This window comes from Vibrio sp. QJM3NY_21, from assembly GCF_057785975.1.
This window is the reverse complement of record NZ_CM173513.1, coordinates 137,256-158,133: the sequence shown is the minus strand read 5'-3', so window position 1 is coordinate 158,133 and position 20,878 is coordinate 137,256. Positions and strand designations below refer to the sequence as shown.

The 20,878-nt window shown below is 45.3% G+C and carries 17 protein-coding genes and 1 riboswitch; of the genes, 8 read left to right on the top strand and 9 right to left on the bottom strand.

The features are described from left to right. Nucleotides 1-91 precede the first annotated feature (91 nt). Nucleotides 92-808 carry a ribonuclease PH gene (gene rph, locus AC3CID_RS00700; protein ID WP_004735726.1) on the bottom strand — a complete coding sequence of 239 codons (717 nt, stop codon included), beginning with the start codon at nt 806-808 and terminating at the stop codon, nt 92-94. Between the two features lie 283 nt (nt 809-1,091). Between rph and AC3CID_RS00695 the strand changes: the two genes are divergently transcribed. After that, a complete protein-coding gene (locus tag AC3CID_RS00695; protein ID WP_114634198.1) occupies nt 1,092-1,958 on the top strand; it encodes a YicC/YloC family endoribonuclease in 867 nt (288 codons plus the stop codon). A 312-nt stretch (nt 1,959-2,270) separates the two neighbouring features. Here AC3CID_RS00695 and cspE read toward each other — a convergent pair whose 3' ends face one another. From cspE to AC3CID_RS00670, 5 genes are all read right to left on the bottom strand, one after another. Then, on the bottom strand, nt 2,271-2,483 hold the full coding sequence (cspE, locus tag AC3CID_RS00690; RefSeq protein ID WP_004735656.1) for a transcription antiterminator/RNA stability regulator CspE: 213 nt from the start codon (nt 2,481-2,483) through the stop codon (nt 2,271-2,273). Nucleotides 2,484-2,953: 470 nt separating this feature from the next. Further along, on the bottom strand, nt 2,954-3,586 hold the full coding sequence (locus tag AC3CID_RS00685; protein ID WP_488526780.1) for an alternative oxidase: 633 nt from the start codon (nt 3,584-3,586) through the stop codon (nt 2,954-2,956). 212 nt (nt 3,587-3,798) lie between these two features. Further along, on the bottom strand, nt 3,799-4,224 hold the full coding sequence (locus tag AC3CID_RS00680) for a phosphate-starvation-inducible protein PsiE (RefSeq protein WP_017079068.1): 426 nt from the start codon (nt 4,222-4,224) through the stop codon (nt 3,799-3,801). A gap of 378 nt (nt 4,225-4,602) precedes the next feature. Then, entirely contained in the window at nt 4,603-5,097 is a 495-nt protein-coding gene (locus AC3CID_RS00675; RefSeq protein WP_054547976.1) for a hypothetical protein, read from the bottom strand. Next, nucleotides 5,088-5,912, bottom strand: coding sequence for a winged helix-turn-helix domain-containing protein (locus AC3CID_RS00670; protein WP_488526779.1), 825 nt, complete (start codon nt 5,910-5,912; stop codon nt 5,088-5,090). The genes AC3CID_RS00675 and AC3CID_RS00670 overlap by 10 nt, the downstream gene beginning before the upstream one ends. 308 nt (nt 5,913-6,220) lie before the next feature. Here AC3CID_RS00670 and AC3CID_RS00665 point away from each other — a divergent pair, with 308 nt between their 5' ends. After that, entirely contained in the window at nt 6,221-6,790 is a 570-nt protein-coding gene (locus tag AC3CID_RS00665) for an outer membrane protein (protein ID WP_171328759.1), read from the top strand. A gap of 269 nt (nt 6,791-7,059) precedes the next feature. Here the strand turns inward: AC3CID_RS00665 and AC3CID_RS00660 are convergent, their stop codons facing one another. After that, entirely contained in the window at nt 7,060-8,430 is a 1,371-nt protein-coding gene (locus tag AC3CID_RS00660) for an NCS2 family permease (RefSeq protein WP_065207346.1), read from the bottom strand. 58 nt (nt 8,431-8,488) lie between these two features. Continuing rightward, a riboswitch (purine riboswitch) is annotated at nt 8,489-8,588 on the bottom strand. A 348-nt stretch (nt 8,589-8,936) separates the two neighbouring features. Between AC3CID_RS00660 and gmk the strand changes: the two genes are divergently transcribed. The 4 genes from gmk to recG all read left to right on the top strand — a co-directional run bounded on the left by gmk (nt 8,937) and on the right by recG (nt 14,894). Continuing rightward, nucleotides 8,937-9,560: a guanylate kinase gene (gmk, locus tag AC3CID_RS00655; protein WP_017109197.1), complete on the top strand. Its 624-nt coding sequence runs from the start codon at nt 8,937-8,939 to the stop codon at nt 9,558-9,560. 279 nt (nt 9,561-9,839) lie between these two features. Beyond that, nucleotides 9,840-10,112 (top strand): DNA-directed RNA polymerase subunit omega, encoded by a 273-nt coding sequence (gene rpoZ, locus AC3CID_RS00650; protein WP_004735648.1) that lies wholly within the window; start codon nt 9,840-9,842, stop codon nt 10,110-10,112. Between the two features lie 45 nt (nt 10,113-10,157). Continuing rightward, nucleotides 10,158-12,284: a bifunctional GTP diphosphokinase/guanosine-3',5'-bis pyrophosphate 3'-pyrophosphohydrolase gene (spoT, locus tag AC3CID_RS00645; RefSeq protein WP_004735646.1), complete on the top strand. Its 2,127-nt coding sequence runs from the start codon at nt 10,158-10,160 to the stop codon at nt 12,282-12,284. 531 nt (nt 12,285-12,815) lie between these two features. Further along, complete coding sequence (recG, locus tag AC3CID_RS00640) at nt 12,816-14,894, top strand: ATP-dependent DNA helicase RecG (RefSeq protein ID WP_488526778.1); 2,079 nt, start codon at nt 12,816-12,818, stop codon at nt 14,892-14,894. 121 nt (nt 14,895-15,015) lie between these two features. On the opposite strand, the gene envZ is transcribed toward recG, so the two are convergent. Together envZ and ompR are read right to left on the bottom strand one after the other, a co-directional pair. Next, nucleotides 15,016-16,311, bottom strand: a complete 1,296-nt coding sequence (envZ, locus tag AC3CID_RS00635; protein ID WP_488526777.1) for a two-component system sensor histidine kinase EnvZ — start codon at nt 16,309-16,311, stop codon at nt 15,016-15,018. Between the two features lie 153 nt (nt 16,312-16,464). Further along, nucleotides 16,465-17,184 carry an osmolarity response regulator transcription factor OmpR gene (ompR, locus tag AC3CID_RS00630; RefSeq protein WP_004735642.1) on the bottom strand — a complete coding sequence of 240 codons (720 nt, stop codon included), beginning with the start codon at nt 17,182-17,184 and terminating at the stop codon, nt 16,465-16,467. Between the two features lie 178 nt (nt 17,185-17,362). Here ompR and greB point away from each other — a divergent pair, with 178 nt between their 5' ends. Both greB and AC3CID_RS00620 read left to right on the top strand, forming a co-directional pair. Beyond that, nucleotides 17,363-17,845: a transcription elongation factor GreB gene (greB, locus tag AC3CID_RS00625; protein ID WP_017079316.1), complete on the top strand. Its 483-nt coding sequence runs from the start codon at nt 17,363-17,365 to the stop codon at nt 17,843-17,845. Between the two features lie 702 nt (nt 17,846-18,547). Beyond that, a complete protein-coding gene (locus tag AC3CID_RS00620; protein WP_488526776.1) occupies nt 18,548-20,878 on the top strand; it encodes a Tex family protein in 2,331 nt (776 codons plus the stop codon).

The window sequence follows — 20,878 nt, the reverse complement described above, 5'->3', positions numbered from 1 at the left end:
GATTCGGGTGAGTAAGCGCAGTTAACAACGCGGAGGGCGCGAATACGACGAAGATAAAAAAATAGCCCCCAATGTGGGAGCTATCTAAAAACTAGTCGGCCAACGCAGCTTTCTGCGCTTCGACGATATCGGTAATGCCCTTATTCGCTAGGGCTAAAAGCTGCATCAGCTCTTCGTGGCTGAACGGTTCGCCTTCTGCGGTGCCTTGAATCTCAATCATCTTACCGTCTTCCGTCATTACAACGTTCATGTCGGTATCAGCTGCTGAGTCTTCAACGTACTCAAGGTCACACAGTGCTTGTGCACCAACGATGCCCACTGAAACTGCCGCTACGTGGCCTTTCATTGGGTTCTTTTTCAGTTTACCGCTTGCAAGTAAGCTGTTGATAGCATCAGCCATTGCAACGCTTGCACCTGAGATAGAAGCAGTACGAGTACCGCCGTCTGCTTGGATAACATCACAATCGACAGTGATCATGATTTCACCCATTACTTTCAGGTCAACAACAGCACGTAGGCTACGCGCGATCAGACGTTGGATTTCCATCGTACGACCACCTTGCTTACCGCTCGCCGCTTCACGACGGTTACGAGTGTGTGTTGCTCGTGGAAGCATACCGTATTCAGCGGTTACCCAACCCTTTCCTTGGCCTTTTAACCAACGCGGCACGTTTTCTTCTACCGTCGCATTACATAGAACTTTAGTGTTGCCGAACTCAACTAATACAGAACCTTCAGCATAAGCTGTGTAGTTACGAGTAATTTTAATTGGACGAATTTGATCTACAGCGCGGTCATTTGGACGCATTGGTATCTACCTTATTAACAGTCTGAAGTGATTTACTATCGAAAGAGTGCATCACCTAAGAAAGGGGTGAGACAGTTTTGATTGGGGCAAGATTATATAGCAGTTTATCTTTCAAATCTATTTACCATTCAAAGCGACTTACGACTTAAAGAGACTTACGACTCAAAGGTACTTACCGTGAAAGGCTATTTATCGCGGAAAAGAGACAAGCTTCGGGTGCACCCCGTATCGTGATACTATGCGTGCGCGTTATTTTCAGAATGATAAAAGACAGGAAAATTCGATGATTTATAGTATGACCGCGTATGCACGCAAAGAAGTAAAAGGCGATTGGGGTACAGCAGTATGGGAAATCCGTAGTGTAAACCAACGCTACCTTGAAACTTACTTCCGTATGCCTGAACAGTTCCGTGGTTTAGAGCCAATCTTACGTGAGCGTTTCCGTAAGCGTCTAGCTCGCGGCAAGGTTGAATGTAACCTACGTTTTGAAGCAAACCCAGCAGCGAAAGGCGAGCTAAGCATTAACGAAGGTTTGGCTCAGCAAGTAATCAACGCCGCTAACCAAGTAATGACCATGACAGGTGAAGACAGCCGTCTGAACCCATTCCAAGTTATGAACTGGCCTGGCGTGATGGAAACGCCAGAGCAAGACATGGATGCCATCAACAAAGATCTACTGGAAGCATTCAACGATGCCATCGCAGAGTTCATTGATGCTCGTGCTCGTGAAGGCGAGAACATGAAGGCGCTAATCGTACAGCGCTTAGATGCGATCACTGAAGAAGTGGTTAAAGTTCGCACACGCATGCCTGAGATCCTAGAATGGCAACGTGAGCGCCTTCTTACCAAATTTGAAGATGCTAAAATTGAACTTGAAGGTTCTCGTGTTGAGCAAGAACTTATCCTACTTGCGCAGAAGTCAGACGTAGCAGAAGAGCTAGACCGTTTAGACTCTCACGTGAAAGAAGCAAATGTCGTATTGAAGAAGGGTGGTGCTTGTGGCCGTAAGCTTGACTTCATGATGCAAGAGTTCAACCGTGAGTCAAACACGCTAGCGTCTAAGTCTATCAGCACAGACATCACAGCATCAGGCGTAGAGCTTAAGGTTCTTATCGAACAGATGCGTGAGCAGATCCAGAATATTGAATAACAGTTTGTCAGTAACACGCTGTGAATAAGCCATTAGCTGAATCAGTGTTGATTAGATCAAGATAAGCTCCTAGTTTTAGGGGCTTTTTTTATGGATACAATAATGCCAATCAGGATGAGTAAGTGAGCAGGTTGTTACGCAGGAGATTTGTTTGGAGCAAGAGATAGATACAGCTATAGATAGAACAGAGAAGCGGATTTAGCAAAGGATTTTAGAATATTTTGAGGGGGTATTACAGGTGGAACTAGAGGGGAAAGATTTAAGGGAGAAAGTGACGCAAGTTGCTAATGCAACCTGCGCCGACTTAAAATCTTATAGAGCTACAACGTTTGCAGCTTGAAGACCTTTTTGGCCTTGCTCTACTTCGAAAGACACTTGTTGGCCTTCTTTAAGAGTCTTGAAACCTTCAGATGCGATAGCACGGAAGTGAACGAATACGTCAGCGCCGCCGTTGTCTTGAGTTAGGAAACCGAAACCTTTCTCTTCGTTAAACCATTTTACTACGCCGTTTGTTTTGTTAGACATGATGTGTCCCTTATATAAAAATAAAAAATTAATCGCCAAAAGTGCGATGCGCTGAAAGCTTGAATTATTTAATGTATCTATGAAGCCAAGGGAAACACTGAGAATAACAATGAAGCAATACTAAGGGTTTTACTTTACAACTGATGTTTCATTTAATAACTCTGAAAACAGAGCGAGGCCATTCTTGGTGATCTGGGTCGGGTTGTAAAGCTTTATTTGAAAATAATTGATGTTTTTTTGTTCGGTTGGCTTAAATTACAGCCCTACTACGCCATTAAGCTCATTTATAACGCTTTGATCTTAAGAAATTTACTCATAGTACGACTCTCTAAGCACTCCCCCTCAGGTAAGTCCGTATTTCTAGTATGCATAGAAAAGCTCAACCCCATCCCAGGTTTGAACCAGTAATTAAGACGACCTTATTTTCTGGTTGTTGAGCTTTATTTGTCATCATTATGTCTTTTTGATGATTAGCACTGATGATCGGGTAAGTCTTGGGTTTTATAGAGATCGGCAATGTCGTGATTCTTATCTCTATGTTTAGCTTCATCTTCCCTTATGCAGAAAAGCACATCCAAAAACGTAGCATTCTCGGGTAAGCGATAATATTTAATCGCAATTTCAGGTGCGGGATGATTGGGCAACGTGCCATCTTGAATTTTCGAGATATGTTCGGAGTAACTATTACAAGCTTCCTCTTCAAAATACCCAACGATCCTATGTGCCGTTTTAGATGAGACTAAGTAAATCAATCCATAGATGAGTAGAAAGATGAACTGTAATAGCATCACTAAAATGCGCTCTATAATGGACGGGTTGGTAACGGTAAGGAAAATCATCAAGTGCATCCGTTCATTATCCGCTTCGTCCAGTAGCTCTTTGATCCAACCACCATCGTCTTTCATGCGACGCAGAGCTTTGAGGTGATTGAACACTCCCGCCACCATGCCCGGCACCGCCGCTATGGTTTCCAACAACATGGCTCGTTTGGCTAAGTGTTTTCCATAAAACAAGTTAAGTGTCTTTTTGAGAAGTCGAGTAACAAGAAGTGCAACCTTTTCGGAGAAGATTTCAGGTTTATAATGAGTGCTTTCAAAATGCATAGCGTGTTCCTTATATGAGTCTAATACTTACTAATCAACATTCATGCCAAGACACAAAGCCTTGTACATCAAGGTAAAAACAACAATTAGAGTCTTATTGACAGCACAATTTCAGTAAAAAAAGAGACATGTTTATGTCTTTTAGACACACTAAGGACAATAAAAAACCCAGCAACATGGCTGGGCTCTTATTAGCTTATAACCTGATTGATTTACTCATCCGGCTGCTTGGTTCTTAGATCGACATATGGCCAATAATGATGCCCAACACGAATCAAGAGTGTTGCTGCGGCCAAGATAAATGCCGCTAAAGATAACCAAACGATCAATACCGCATCGAGTTCTTTCATGCCTAAAGTGATGTAACGAGCAATTGCCATCATCGCGATGTAGATGGGGTATCGCACTGGGATCTTACCGTTCATCACAAACTGCTGAACCATCGCCAACACTTCTAAATAGATAAACATCAGCAGAATGTCGGTCAATTGCACTCGGCGTTCAGCGAAGACATGCATGAACTCTTCGACCATCGCAAACAAGGTCGCCAGTGTGATCGCCACCAGCAATACCGCTTCCATAATGTGGAATACTTTTAAAAACGGCTTACTAAAAGATTTAGGCAAGTTAGAAGGCATAGTCACTCTTCAAAAAATAATTAATCCAGTCTCTACAATAGCATGCATCAATATAAGTCGCGTACTGTCAAAGCATCGCCATCAATTCATCGGTAACCACCAGTAAGAAGCAAAGGTAAGAAACAACAGATAAAACAATGGCCCCACATTCACTGCAGAGCCATCTGTTTGTCTTTTACTTAGCGGCTTTTTAGTGGCTAATAGCCTTAAAGCAGAATCAGGTAAGTTAAGAACACCACACACAGGCCGTAGATAAGTAGATACACTTCTTTATACAAATCAAAACCACTAAAAATAAACTCAATTAAATTAAGTGCCTAAGTTTGAAAGTGTCATAATAGTACACGCTGATATCGGAGTGAATATGGTTCAAAATCGTCATTTGGAATAGCAGATATGATTCCTCTCTTCTGCATGCCCTTTACTGAACAAAAACAACTGGTCACCTTTCACTTTATACATCAGTTCAATTTTAGCTCTTACCAGAGCGTCCATATCACGAACAAAGATCTCATTGCCAGTTGGCTTTAGATTCCAGTCGATATGTTGATAGGCAACCGATAGGAGACCATTCTCAGCAATGTAGTTTGCTTCATAATAGACTTCGTAGGGCTTGGTTTCTCCGACAAGTGTCTGAACATAACCTTTCTGAAAAATCAGCAAACTGTCATTTGAGGTAAACTCTAAAATAGAGCGATCAGCGATCTCTTGATAGTGACGATACCCTTGCGAAACAAACCCCTCATCAAGCTGAACACATGCCCAACGACTACCCGCTAACTGTTGTTGCTCAAACTTCCACTGATACAACGCCACACCGATGACACAGGTAGCAAGCGCAATATTGAAAACGACGACCGATTTTATCCGCATATTGATCGAGCCCTCCTAATTGCTTTCACCACCGTCTCTGATAAATCATCAATACTCACCGAATGATTCACGTAGCTTGCGTTCTTACTGCCGTGTTTCGCAAAAGCAAAAGTTTTAATCATATAAACGTCGTCGTCATAAGCAGACTCTGCGATTCGCAGATACATATCCGCATGACAGGTTGGAAACGATTGAGTCGCTAATTCATATGCGAGCAGTCGACCGTCACTTATTAAATAAGCACTGTCATAAAGATAAAAATCGGTCACGCCAATCTGAAAATGTTGATACTCACTAGGCTGGAGAAACTGTGGCTTTCGGATAAAAGGCTTAGTAAAAAAAACGAACACCAAACAGGCTAGCAGCAATACCGTTACAAACCCATGCCAAGAATACATGTTCATTTTCAAGGTAGGGGCAGGCTTAAGGCTCACCTCTTCTAAAACGATTTCTTGCTCTTGGCTAACCCGAATTGCTCGGTTTCCTATTTTCTTAATCGGCTCTTTGCCACTGTGAATGTTCAGAACGTAGCCAATTTTGCTGACTGTTTTCAAGGTGACATCGCGCGCGCCCAACTGCTCGAAGTTTTTCCTTAAACCTGAAATGACATTAGTGATCGCTTGGTCAGTGACTAATGCGCCCCCCCAACACGTTTCAAATAGTCGTTCACGAGTAACGTGAACACCCTGGTTTTCAAGTAACAAACTCAACACTGCATATGGAAGCGGGCGTAATTGAATACATTCACCATCGGCATTCGATAAAGTTAGAGTCGTTGGATCGAGAATCAAATTGGAAAAACAGACTCTATGCATACACTCACTATTACTGAAATTAGGGCTCACACAACCAAAAAACACACGCGTGAAGAGCTGGATCCTACCATTACCAAGTCAACTGCGTAAGCATTGAGTACAATCCATCTACCTAAAGCAAAAGTTCTTACAGAAAAAATACAACATCAACTATATCAATGAATTATGCAATAAAGATAAAAATATATAAAAGGGGAATTATCAATAAACCGACAACTCATGAAGTTTATATGAATTCCATCTTTAGTTTTATATTGCCATTGAACACATAATGCGCACCACTTTTTATCCCCGATGAGATGAATCTAATGAAAAAAGCAGTGATCCTTCTGGCAGCATTTTCTGCCTTTGCCAGTGCCCAAGAGCAAGCAGTTGAGAAAGACGTATCTGGCTTTTACCTAGGTGGTGGTTTTGGTACCACAACTTACGATGACGATGCCGCGTTTTCTACACTAGAAACAAAATACTCAACGCTTAAGTTGATTGGTGGCTATCAATTTAACCGCATTGTTGGCGTTGAAACACAATTCACCAAATACAGTAATATAACAGCATCAGGCTTGTCAGGTTATGCTATCGAGACAGCAGGCATATCTATTGCTGCAAACCTTGGCTACACCTTTGATAGCGGTTGGCGTCCATTTGGTACCATAGGTCTAACGCAGCTTTCATTTGATGTTGATGACTATGGTAGCAAAGATGAAACAGCATTGCGTCTGGGCGCAGGTGTAGAATACACACCAGCAAGCCTTGAGAACCTAAACTTCCGTGTGGCTTACGAAGTTGATACCTTCAGCGTTGATACTGGCCACTGGTTATACAATGATGTGACCGTTCAACTTGGTAGCTTCTACGCTGGCGCAACGTACAAATTCTAATAACGAACACTTCGTTGGCTAGTAAACGTAAAGAGGCGACCACCGTCGCCCTTTTTAGATGAACATCAGCAGAATGGCGGTAAGTTGAACTCAACGTTCAGCAAGAACGAGCATAAATTTAAGATACAACAGATACAACAGATACAACAGATACAACAGATACAACAGATACAACAGATACAAAAATGGCCCCACATTCACTGCAGAGCCATCTGTTTGTCTTTTACTTAGCGACTTTTTAGTGGCTAATTGGTAGTGGCGAATTAACCTTATAGAAGAATCAGGTAAGTTAAGAACACCACACACAGGCCGTAGATAAGTGGGTGTACTTCTTTGCGCTTACCTGCCACAACCATAGTAAATGCGTAGCTGATGAAGCCCATCGCCATGCCGTTTGCTGGTGAGAAGCTTAGCACTGTAAACATGATGGTGAAGAAAGCCGCAATGCGTGACTCTTTCTTTTCCCAGTTAATCTGACCAAGGCGACCCACCATGTAGATGCCTACCACTACCATCGCAGGCGCGACCATTGCCGCTGAGAAGATAGAGAAGATTGGGTATAGGAATAGAGACACTAGGAATAAGCCAGCCACCATGACTGCCGCTAAACCTGTTTTCGCACCTTGAGAAGAGGCAATACCCGATTCAGAGAAAGCAGTGATCGATGTGGTACCAAGAATCGAACCAATCACTGTTCCGCCCGCATCAGCAACTAAAGCCGATTTCGCATTTGGTACCTTGCCATCTTTGTCGATGATACCCGCATCACGACCAACACCAACAATCGTGCTTAAGCCATCGAAGAAATCGACAATCAGGAAGATAAGGACGATGAACAATAGGTCGAACATTTTCTCAGGGGTGAAAGCTGAGAAATCAAAGATCGCACCGAAGCTGCCCGCCATACTTGGTGGCATAGAAACGAATTGATCTGGGATTGGTGCGTTTGATGTACCTAAGAACACATCAGCCAAAATCGTCAATGCAATCGCTGAAACAAACGAGATAAACGTTGCCAGCTTAATGTCACGAACCATACAGCCCAGAGCGATGAAGATACTCACATAAGCGATAACCACTTGTGGGTCTGAGATGTCACCTAAGCCAACCAGTACAAACGGGTTAGACACGATGATGCCTGCATTCTTAAGTCCTAAGAAAGCAATGAATAAGCCGAGAGATACGGTAATCGCCAACTTCAAATCTTCAGGAATCGATTCAATCATCGACTTACGAATATTGGTCAATGAGAAAGCGAGATAAAGGATACCCGATAGGAAGATGCCAAATAGCGCTTCATTCCAAAGTACAGCGACTGAACCACTTAACAGTAAGCCTTTGAAGAAGCCGTTCATGCTCATACCTGGAGCCAGCATCACTGGGTAGTTACCCCAAATGCCCATGATAAGCGTTGCGATAGCAGCAGAAAGAGCGGTAGCCGTAAATACAGCCCCTTTGTCCATTCCTGGTATGCCACCTAAAATCGCTGGGTTAACCGCCAAGATGTAGCTCATCGCTAAGAAGGTAATAAAACCTGCATATAGCTCAGTGCTGATCGTGGTCTTTCTCTCTGAGAGTTTGAACATGGTGTCAAGCGAGCCAGACGTTTTCTGGGCTTTAAGGGTGGAGTCGGTATTCACAACAAAACCTATGTAATAAATTAAAAAATTTGAGATTCAAATGCTGTGAGAATAGAGGGGTCTCTACACTAAAAACTGTAGTCACCAAGGTAGGCTCGGTAGTAGAAACATCTAGTCCATATCACTAGATATATACAGCATTTAATCGTTTGCGCGGATTGTAAGGATTGAGATTAAAACTTCAACAAATTTTGTTCAGATCACATAAAAAACTGAACATGATAGGTCATTACATTTATAGGAAGATCAGACAAAGGATCATTTGAGAATAAATAACGATCAAGCCAGTTGTTCTCAATCATCTAAATATGCTACTCTTCGCCTCCATTTTTCTGACCTAATTTTCACCAGTTGTCTCGATTAGTTTCACTCGTTACCTCTTTATAGATGTAACCACCGAAACAATTAGTAGATGCACCACCGGAACAAAAATTAGGGTCAGTGCTATCTTTTATAGTGTCGGTTTATCGCCTTCACTCAATCCAACCAACAGTGGAAATATACAGATGGGCATAGGTACTCTTTACATCGTATCTGCACCTAGTGGCGCAGGTAAATCGAGCTTGATCTCAGCAATGCTGGAAACCAATCCAACCTACGCAATGAAGGTATCTGTTTCACACACCACTCGCGGTATGCGCCCTGGTGAAGAAAATGGTGTTCACTACCACTTTGTAGAGAAACATCACTTTGAAGATCTCATCAAGAAGAGTGAGTTCCTAGAGTATGCTGAAGTATTCGGCAACTACTACGGTACGTCACGTGTTTGGATTGAAGAAAACCTAAACCGCGGTATCGATGTATTCCTAGATATCGACTGGCAAGGTGCTCGTCAGATCCGTGAACAAATGCCTCAAGCGAAGAGTGTCTTCATTCTTCCACCATCAAATGGTGAGCTAGAGCGTCGTTTGAATGTTCGCGGTCAAGATAGCGACGAAGTTATTGCGAAACGCATGAGCGAAGCAAAATCTGAGATTTCTCACTATGCAGAATACGATTATGTGATCGTGAATGATGACTTTGATGCAGCCTTAATGGACTTCAGAGCAATCATTCGTGCGGAGCGCTTAAAAGAAGATAAGCAAGCAGCTAAATACAGCGGCATGCTTACAGCACTACTAGCGGAATAATCTCTGATACCAATCGTAGTAAACAACTGGTCATTCTAGCTTGCTAAAAAGCCTGATAACGTCGTTATAATTTTTGATTGTAGGGTCACTACTTATCGAAAAGTTCTGCCTTGTTCTCAAACTTTTTTCCGGCGCTATCTCTGAGCACTTATTTACTGTGATTGGTATAACTGGATTTTCCATTGAGATAAGTATACGGTGAGCTAGAAAGTCTCTAGTTAAACTTGTATACTTTCTCGTCATATAAAATTTATTAGTTAATTACTATTTGGAGTCCTCATGGCACGCGTAACTGTTCAAGACGCTGTTGAAAAAGTTGGCAACCGTTTCGACCTAGTTCTTATTTCGGCTCGCCGCGCACGTCAAATGCAAACTGGCGGCAAAGATTCACTAGTGCCTGAAGAAAACGATAAGCCGACGGTTATCGCTCTTCGCGAAATCGAAGAAGGTCTTATCACTAAAGACGTACTAGATGCTCGTGAGCGTCAAGAGCAACAAGAGCAAGAAGCGGCTGAACTTGCAGCAGTAAGCAGCATCGCTCACACTCGCTGATAGAATCAACGTCATTCGAACTAATTAACCTTCCGGGCCTTTAATTTGTATCTATTCGATAGCCTCAAAGACGTTGCCCAAGAATACCTAACAGAGCCTCAAATTGAGGCTCTGCGTCAATCTTATGTGGTAGCGAGAAATGCCCATGAAGGGCAAACCCGTTCAACGGGTGAACCATACATAATCCATCCTGTTGCTGTTTCAAGAATCCTGGCAGAAATGCGTCTGGATATCGAAACCCTGCAAGCCGCACTACTCCACGATGTAATTGAAGATACTGAAGTTACAAAAGAGGAGCTAGAAGCTCAATTCGGCAATACCGTTGCTGAACTGGTTGATGGTGTATCTAAGCTGGATAAGCTTAAATTTCGTGATCGCAAAGAAGCGCAAGCAGAGAACTTCCGTAAGATGGTTCTCGCCATGGTGCAAGACATCCGCGTTATCTTGATCAAATTAGCTGACCGTACTCACAACATGCGTACGCTTGGGGCACTTCGTCCTGACAAAAAGCGTCGTATTGCTCGTGAAACTTTAGAGATCTATTCTCCGCTAGCTCACCGTCTTGGTATTCATAACATCAAGACCGAACTAGAAGAGTTGGGCTTCGAAGCCCTCTACCCTAACCGTTATCGCGTACTCAGAAATGTAGTGAAAGCTGCGCGTGGTAACCGTAAGGAAATGATCCAACGTATCCATAGCGAAATTGAAGGCCGTCTTGAAGAAGTCGGTTTATCTGCTCGCGTCGTAGGTCGTGAAAAGAACTTGTTCTCCATCTATAACAAGATGAAAACCAAAGAACAGCGCTTTCACACCATTATGGATATCTACGCTTTCCGCGTAGTGGTTGATACCCCAGACACTTGTTATCGCGCACTTGGCCAGGCTCACAGCTTGTACAAGCCACGTCCGGGCCGCATGAAAGATTACATTGCGGTACCAAAAGCCAACGGCTACCAATCTCTTCATACGTCAATGATCGGCCCTCACGGGGTACCTGTAGAGGTTCAGATCCGTACCGAAGATATGGAGCAAATGGCCGATAAAGGCGTCGCGGCGCACTGGTCTTACAAAGGCAGTGGCTCACGCAGTAGCAATGGGACAACCGCACAGGTTAAAGCACAGCGTTGGATGCAGAGCTTACTTGAGCTGCAACAAAGCGCAGGTAACTCATTCGAATTCATTGAAAACGTTAAATCTGATCTGTTCCCAGATGAGATCTTCGTGTTCACGCCGAAAGGTCGCATCGTCGAACTTCCTGCGGGTGCAACAGCTGTCGATTTTGCTTACGCGGTACATACCGACGTCGGCAATATGTGTGTAGGGGCTCGTGTCGACATGAACCCTTACCCACTCAGCAAATCGCTGAAGAATGGTCAAACTATTGAGATCATCAGTGCTCCGGGCGCACGTCCAAATGCAGCATGGCTCAACTACGTGGTGACCTCACGCGCTCGTACTAAGATCCGCCAGGTTCTGAAGACCATGCGCCGTGAAGAGTCGATTACCCTAGGTCGTCGTCTACTGAATCACGCACTTGGTGAGCACTCTATTGCCGATATCGGCCAAGAGAACCTCGAGCATGTATTGTCTGACTTACGCCTAGAAAGCGTTGAAGACTTGCTAGCATCGATTGGTCTTGGCGAGCTGATGAGTATCGTCATTGCTCGTCGCCTACTGGGTGATGCTGACGAACTGACTGAAGTGAAAAACAACAGCGATGCGCCTAGGAAGAAACTAGCTATCCGCGGAGCTGAAGGTCTACTACTGACTTTTGCAAATTGTTGTCACCCGATCCCAGGCGATCACATCATTGCTCATGTATCTCCCGGTCGTGGTCTTGTGGTTCACCGCGAAACGTGTCCAAACGTTCGTGGCTACCAAAAAGAACCAGACAAATACATGGCGGTGGAATGGTCTGACGATTACGATCAAGAGTTCACAGCTGAACTTCAGATCGACATCCAGAACCACCAAGGTGCACTAGCAGAGTTAACGAACGTTATCTCGAAAACGGGCTCAAACATTCACGGTATTTCAACCGAAGAACGTGATGGACGCCTGTACACAGTGACTATCTTGCTGACGACCAAAGATCGTGTTCATCTTGCAAGTATTATGAAAAAGCTACGTGTGATGCCACACGCGCTGAAAGTAAAACGTCGTAAGAACTGATCTAAAAGCAGATAAATAAAGCAGATGAGAGATACGAGTCTCGAGATGCGAAGAGCAAAAGCTTTTCACCACCTCAACTCTTCGTATTTCGAGTCTGCTTTAATTTTTTGTACCGCCCTGTTCTTTTCTTAGCTCGCTTACCCAAGTCTCGAATCTGCTCTTATCTCTTCGTATCTCGTTTACTCGCATCCCGTATCTACTCTTATCTCTTCGAATCTCGTTTACCCACATCCCGTATCTGCTCTTATCTCTTCGAATCTCGTTTACCCGTATCCCGTATCTACTCTAATCTTTTCGCATCTCGTTTACCCGCATCCCGCCTCTACTCTTATTCCCTTCGCATCTAGCTTACTCGCAACCCGAACCTGCTCTTAATCTCTTCGCATCTCGTTTACCCGTATCCCGCATCTACTCTTATTCCCTTCGAATCTCGTTCACTCTCATCCCTCATCTGCTTCTAAGCTTTACCCTGTACAAAAATCCAGTAAAATGCTTGAATAGATTATCTCTCTTACGTTTATGAGCCTTGTTATGTCACAGCTTTTATCTGCTATCCCTCTCAACTCTTTATCTGGAGTCGGCGCTAAAGTCGCAGAGAAACTAGAGAAGGTTGGGCTTAACAATGTACAAGACCTGCTGTTTCACCTGCCTTTGCGCTATGAAGATCGAACGCGTATCTATCCCATCGTAAAACTGCATGCTGGTTTATGGGCAGCAGTGCAAGGCAAGGTAATGCACGTCGATACCATTTTCGGCAAACGTAAGATGCTCGCAGTAAAGATCAGTGATGGTAATGGCACTATTACCCTACGTTTTTTCAACTTCACTGCAGGCATGAAGAATAACTTTGCCGAAGGCAAACAAGTGCATGCTTATGGTGAGATCAAGCGCGGTAATATGGGGCTTGAGATTGTCCATCCCGACTACAAATTCTTTGCGCCGAGGCAACAGCCAGACGTTGAAGCCAACCTAACTCCGGTGTACCCAACCACCGAAGGGCTAAGACAAGTCACACTGCGTAATCTTACCGATCAAGCTTTAGAGTTAATCGACAAGGCCGCAGTTAATGAGCTTCTCCCATCAGGTTTATACGACCACCAAATTACCCTCGCACAAGCACTGCATACCATTCACAGGCCGCCCCCGGGTATTGATCTAGAGCTGTTTGATGAAGGCAAGCACCCTGCGCAACTGCGCCTGATTATGGAAGAGCTACTGGCTCAAAATTTATCGATGTTGTCTGTTCGTAGCAAAGGACAGCAAGACAAAGCGATGCCTTTCCCTCAGGTAAACACCCTCAAAGATAAGTTGTTAGCTCAACTTCCGTTTTCACCAACCAATGCTCAAGTAAGGGTGACTAAAGAGATCGAAGCCGACCTTGAAAAGCCACACCCTATGATGCGTTTAGTACAGGGTGATGTAGGTTCAGGTAAAACCTTAGTCGCCGCACTGGCAGCCGTTCGCGCACTCGAACATGGTCAGCAAGTGGCACTGATGGCACCAACCGAGCTATTGGCAGAACAGCACGCGATTAACTTTGCCAATTGGTTTGAGGCGATGGGCATTCCAGTCGGTTGGCTGGCAGGTAAACTCAAAGGTAAGGCTCGTGAAACTGAACTAAAACGTATTGCCAGTGGTGAAGCGCAGATGGTGGTCGGTACTCATGCCCTATTCCAAGAGCATGTCGAGTTCAAAAACCTTGGTCTCGTGATCATTGATGAACAGCACCGATTTGGCGTCCACCAGCGATTAGAGCTACGTGAGAAAGGTGCAAAGCAAGGTTATTACCCCCATCAGTTGGTAATGACGGCAACACCGATTCCACGAACGTTAGCGATGACGGCCTATGCCGATCTTGAAACCTCAATTATTGATGAGTTGCCACCGGGTCGAACACCAATTCAAACCGTGGCAATTCCTGATACCAAGCGCGATGACATTGTCGAACGTGTGAAAAATGCGTGTCTTAATGAAGGCAAACAAGCCTATTGGGTGTGTACGCTGATTGATGAATCGGAAGTACTGGAAGCTCAAGCTGCTGCTGATACGGCAGAAGAGCTGCAACGCAAACTGCCTGACGTAAAAATTGGTTTAGTGCACGGTCGAATGAAACCCGCCGAGAAACAAGCGGTGATGCGAGAGTTCAAAGAGAACAAGCTGCATCTATTGGTTGCGACAACCGTGATTGAAGTTGGTGTGGATGTACCGAATTCGAGCTTAATGATCATCGAGAACCCAGAACGTCTTGGCCTAGCGCAACTGCACCAACTGCGTGGCCGTGTCGGCCGAGGTTCGGTCGCAAGCCATTGTGTACTGCTGTATCACTCTCCGCTGTCTAAAACCGCTCAGAAGCGCTTAGGTGTGCTGCGTGAAAGTAACGATGGCTTTGTGATTGCACAGCGAGACTTAGAGATCCGTGGCCCCGGTGAACTGCTTGGCACCAAACAAACTGGCTTAGCGGATTTCAAGATTGCCGACTTGGTACGAGACCAACGTTTGATCCCTGAAGTGCAGCGTATTGCGCGTCATATTCACGATAGCTACCCAGACAACGCCAAGGCGATCATCAACCGCTGGCTAGGCGAGCGCGATGTTTACTCCAAGGCGTAGTTAACACTGAGACCGCATTCAAACGTAAAAAAGGCTTCCTCAAGGAAGCCTTTTTAGTGTGCGTTACTTTCATCAAGCAAGAGCGACGATCTCTATACAGGTCCCCAACTCCCAATAGTATTTAAGGCTTCACAGGGAAACTGATCTGCGCTTTTAACCCGCCCTCACTGCGGTTATTAACCACAACAGCACCTTGGTGCTGGCTGACAATACGTTTCACAATCGCCAAGCCTAAGCCGGTACCTTCACTGCCACGAGCGGTGTCACCACGCGTGAACGGTTCAAACAACTTGCCGACTTGGTCTTGCGGGATCCCCGGGCCATTATCTTCAACGGTCACCCAAGCCAGTTTATTATCGGCCGTCATGCCAGTCGATACCTTGACCCAACCATTGCCATAGCGCAGCGCATTCACCACCAAGTTACTCACGGCACGCTTCATCGCGATCGGGTTCCCTAGTGCAGGCTTCATCGAATCTGGTATATCGGTTTCAATTTGTACCTCGTAGCCACCTTCAGAGCTAGAAACTTCTCGGGCAATATCATCGACAAATACCTCTTGGAATGAATCTCGATCAACGGGCTTTAGGTAATCCATAAACTGGCTGATGATCTCATTACACTCTTCGGTATCACTGATGATCCCTTCCGCTAAATAGCTGTCTTCTGGTGACATCATCTCGGTCGCTAAGCGAATACGCGTTAACGGAGTACGTAAATCATGACTGATACCTGCCATCAACAAAGCGCGGTCTTCTTCGAGTTCTTGGATACCTTTCGACATCTGATTAAAGGCTCGAGTTACCGAGCGGATCTCTTGCGCACCTTGTACTGGTAGCGGTGGTGGAATATCACCACGCCCCACACCTTGGGCGGCTTTCTCTAGCGCTATCAAAGGCCGGTTTTGCAAGCGAATGAACAGCCAGCCACCCGCGACAATCAACATCGCCATGATCAGGCTGTTACGGAAAAGAGGCGCAAAGTCTTCTTCTTGCAGCTCAGACAGAGGAATACGAATCAAGGAGTTAGGCAGCTGTGCGATGTCCATCCACAACACGTAGCTATCTTTACCCAAGATCAATCGCACTTCGGTTTCAGAGCCCAACTCTTTGGTCATCTCCTCACTCATCAGGTCGATTGCTACTGCATGGTAATACTCACCCGCAGCTTCGCTGTCCTTGGCGTGAACCGTCACTCCTAGCTGCTCAAGCACACGTTGACGTAGTGGTGCATCAATCTCGATATCACTGCCTTGATCCAAGACGAGGTTTAGCTCGTGAGCCAGAATCTTATTAAACTGCTGCAAACTCGGCATCAATGCATAATTGAACACCGCGTAATACGAAAAAATTTGGCTGGCAACCAACAGGGTTAAGAAGAGCACTATCGACTGAGTAAAGGAGCTACGTATGCGCATAGAAGACCTAAATTGAGGGGATGATAAAGGGATATAATGGAAACTATAACTCTAAACCCTTGTGCTGAATACAAAACGGGCCATCGCATTTTAATGAGATGACCCGTAAATTCACAGAACCGATGAAGCTGATATAGAGCTTACAAAACCGGCTTAGACTGCTTTGCCATCTGGAACGAATACGTAACCCAAGCCCCACACCGTTTGGATATAACGAGGTTTACTTGGATCTTCTTCAACTAGACGACGCAGACGAGAAATCTGAACATCGATAGAACGTTCCATCGCTGAATACTCACGGCCACGCGCCATGTTCATCAGCTTATCGCGAGACATTGGCTCACGAGCGTTAGTGACCAGTGACTTCAGAACCGCAAATTCACCGGAGGTAAGAGGCATTGGCTCTTCGCCGCGGAACATTTCACGTGTACCTAGGTTCAAGCGGAACTCACCAAATGCAACCACAGATTCTTCTGTGCTTGGCGCTCCCGGCGCTTCAATCACTTGGCGGCGCATTACCGCTTTGATACGCGCTAGTAGTTCGCGAGGGTTAAATGGTTTTGGCAGGTAATCATCCGCACCCACTTCCAAGCCCACAATGCGATCCACTTCATCACCCTTTGCCGTCAGCATAAGGATAGGTAGCGAGTTGTTTGCGTTTCTTAGACGACGACAGATCGAAAGACCATCTTCGCCCGGCAACATTAAATCCAATACCATCAAGTGAAAATTTTCACGGGTTAACAGGCGGTCCATCTGCTCACTGTTTGCCACGCTACGCACTTGAAAGCCTTGCTCTGACAGATAGCGTTCTAGCAATGCACGTAGACGAGCATCGTCATCGACCACTAAAATTTTGTAGTTTTCTTGCATGTAATGGTTCCACCTATTAAAGCTTAAACCTGAGGTTAAGCATTCTTGGTAAATTGTATATTGGTATAAGACATTAAAAATGTAACATTATTGGGGAAAAAGTCGCCTAAATAATTGTTAACGTATGTTGCCTTTCTATATATTCTATCTTAGATCATCATTTCATTAAGTCAGATTTATGAAAACCAAACTTATCACCCGCGAAGGTTATAACAAGCTCAAAGCAGAACATGACCACTTATGGCACGAGAAGCGCCCAGAAATAACCAAAATAGTCACTTGGGCTGCAAGCCTTGGAGATCGATCAGAAAACGCAGATTACACCTTCAATAAGCGTTTGCTTCGTCAGATTGATCGCCGAGTCCGTTTCTTAAGAAAATTCCTACCTGATGTGACTATCGTTGATTACTCACCGCAACAAGAAGGTAAGGTATTTTTCGGTGCTTGGGTGGAAATTGAGAATGATGATGGGGAAATGAAGAAGTTTCGTATTGTCGGCCCTGAAGAGATCTACGGTGATGCGAAAGGTTATATCTCTATCGACTCGCCAATGGCTAGAGCTCTGCTCAAGAAAGAAGTGGATGATGAGTTTACGGTAACCACACCGGAAGGCGATAAAGAGTGGTTCATTAACTCGATTCGCTACGCAGACGACGCGTAAAGTTTATGCCTTGGCTTATGGCTTATGGCTTATGGCTTATGGCTTAGCGTGATTAACCGGCCATCACAGGTCGAGCAGACAAACTCAAACTCCAGATAAAAGAAAACCCCGCTAGGCTTGCGCCTGGCGGGGTTAAGTCTCTATCGCAGCAATCCGGCTACTGTTTATCTCTTCGAGATAAGGTGCTCCCTGCATCTGTCCTTGATAGTGGCTAAATCCTTTAACCAATTTCCTTTTTGTTCATCGCCATCCTAGCGGTGTCCATTCTAGCCTGTCATCCTGACTGGCGAATCTCATCCAGAGATTATTACTTCCTTGCTGACCACTCATCCTAAGTAATCAAATCTTCATCCTGAAGATACCTAGTCCATTAGGCTTTTTCCTGTTCCTGCCAACTCCCTGTCGACAAGTTAAATATTACGGTATTTGGGCGAGTTTCCTAGATAGTCCCAAAAAACATTTCAGGTGAGAAATACGCATCAAAACATCATGTAATTAAAAATCAACAACTTACAATTAAATTAAGACATATTGACAGGTTTAAGGCGACTTAGGCTTACATCACGTGTGAGAGATCTCGCACAAAGCGGATATCACAAACGGAAATTCGACTTCTGACAGGATAATTACACAGCCAAAGCTAGAAAAAGCGTACGCTCACCCCCATGTATTTGTCATGATATTAAATAAGAGATTCATCGGATGAGCCAAGCTATCTGTCGACTGATTGCTGAAGAACTGAATGTTCGTTCAGAGCAAGTCACCGCCGCAGTAAACCTAATTGACGACGGTAACACCGTTCCCTTTATTGCCCGCTACCGTAAAGAAGTCACGGGTGGCTTAGACGATACCCAACTACGTAACCTTGATAGTCGCCTTTCATACCTTCGCGAACTTGACGATCGCCGCCAAACGATTCTTAAGTCGATTCAAGACCAAGGCAAACTCACGCCAGAATTAGAGCGTGATATCACTCAAGCCGACAGCAAGACGCGCCTAGAAGATCTATACCTGCCATACAAACCAAAGCGTCGTACCAAAGGTCAGATCGCAATCGAAGCAGGCTTAGAGCCACTTGCCGATACACTTTGGAATGAACCACAGCACGATCCTGAAACCGAAGCCGTTAACTTCATCAGCAGCGATAAAGGCATTGCTGATACCAAAGCGGCACTGGATGGTGCACGAGCGATCATCATGGAGCGCATTGCTGAAGACGCAAACCTACTTGAAAAGATTCGCCAACACCTCACGCGCAACTCAGAACTCGTTTCACGTGTCGTGACGGGGAAAGAACAAGCAGGCGAGAAATTCAAAGATTACTTCGAACACAACGAAACACTCAACAAAGTACCTTCACACCGTGCGCTTGCGATGTTGCGAGGCCGAAATGAAGGCTTCCTAACGCTGGCAATGAATGCTGACCCAGAGCAAGAAGAAGGTGTACGTGGTTCTTACTGCGAGAACATCATCTCTGATCACTACGGTATTACCCTGAGCAGCGCTCCTGCGGATGCATGGCGTAAGCAAGTGATTAGCTGGGCATGGCGCATCAAGGTTTCTATGCACATGGAAACTGAGTTGATGGGCGCGATGAAAGAACGCGGTGAAATCGAAGCGATTGAAGTGTTCGCAACCAACCTTAAAGACTTGTTGATGGCGGCACCGGCTGGCCCTCGTGCAACCTTGGGCTTGGATCCGGGTTTACGCACCGGTTCGAAAATCGCCGTGGTGGATTCAACGGGTAAGGTTCTAGCAACAGAAACCATTTACCCTCACCCACCACAGAAGCAATACGACAAGTCTGCGCACGTGGTTGAGCAGATGGTTCGCCAATACAATGTTGATTTGATTGCGATTGGTAATGGTACGGCTTCACGCGAAACAGACAGCTTTGTTGCTGATGTGATTAAGCGTGGCAACCTTACAGCACAAAAAATCATTGTTAGCGAAGCGGGCGCCTCGGTTTATTCTGCTTCTGAGTTAGCAGCGAAAGAATTTCCAAACATGGATGTATCGATTCGTGGTGCGGTGTCTATTGCGCGTCGTCTGCAAGATCCACTGGCAGAACTGGTGAAGATTGACCCTAAATCGATCGGTGTGGGCCAATACCAACACGACGTGAGCCAAACTATGCTCGCTAAGCGCCTAGATGCGATTGTCGAAGACTGTGTAAACGCGGTTGGTGTTGATGTGAATACGGCCTCTGCCGCCCTGTTAACTCGTGTTGCTGGCCTTTCTAACACCATCGCTCAGAACATCGTGGACTTCCGTGATGAAAACGGTCGCTTCGAAGCGCGTACAACACTCAAAAAAGTCGCTCGTTTAGGGCCAAAAGCGTTTGAACAGTGTGCGGGGTTCCTAAGAATCATGGATGGTAAGAATCCACTAGATGCATCTTCAGTTCACCCAGAAGCTTACCCATTGGTGAAAGCCATCGCCGAGAAGAACCAGAAAGACATCAAGTCTCTGGTGGGTAATACAGGCTTCTTACGTGGTTTACATGCGGTTGATTACACCAATGAGAACTTCGGTGTACCTACGGTAACCGACATCATCAAAGAGCTGGATAAGCCGGGTCGAGATCCTCGTCCTGAATTCAAGACAGCAACCTTCGCCGATGGCGTAAATAGCATGTCTGACCTAGAACCCGGCATGATCTTAGAAGGTGTAGTTTCAAACGTAGCCAACTTTGGCGCCTTCGTTGACATTGGTGTTCACCAAGACGGCTTGGTGCACATTTCAGCGCTAACCGATCGTTTTGTCTCTGATCCTCATGAAGTCGTGAAAACGGGGGAAATCGTCAAAGTGAAGGTGATGGAAGTCGATGTTCAACGCAAACGTATTGCGCTAAGCATGCGTATGAAAGATGAACCCGGCCAAGACAACCGCGCACAACGTTCAAGTGCACCTCGCACGCAAAACCGCCCGAATCAAAATTCGCAAGGTGGACAACGCCGCCGTGAAGAACCGCAACAAAACGCGGCGATGGGTGGTGCTTTTGCCGCTGCCTTTGCTAAAGCGAAGAAATAA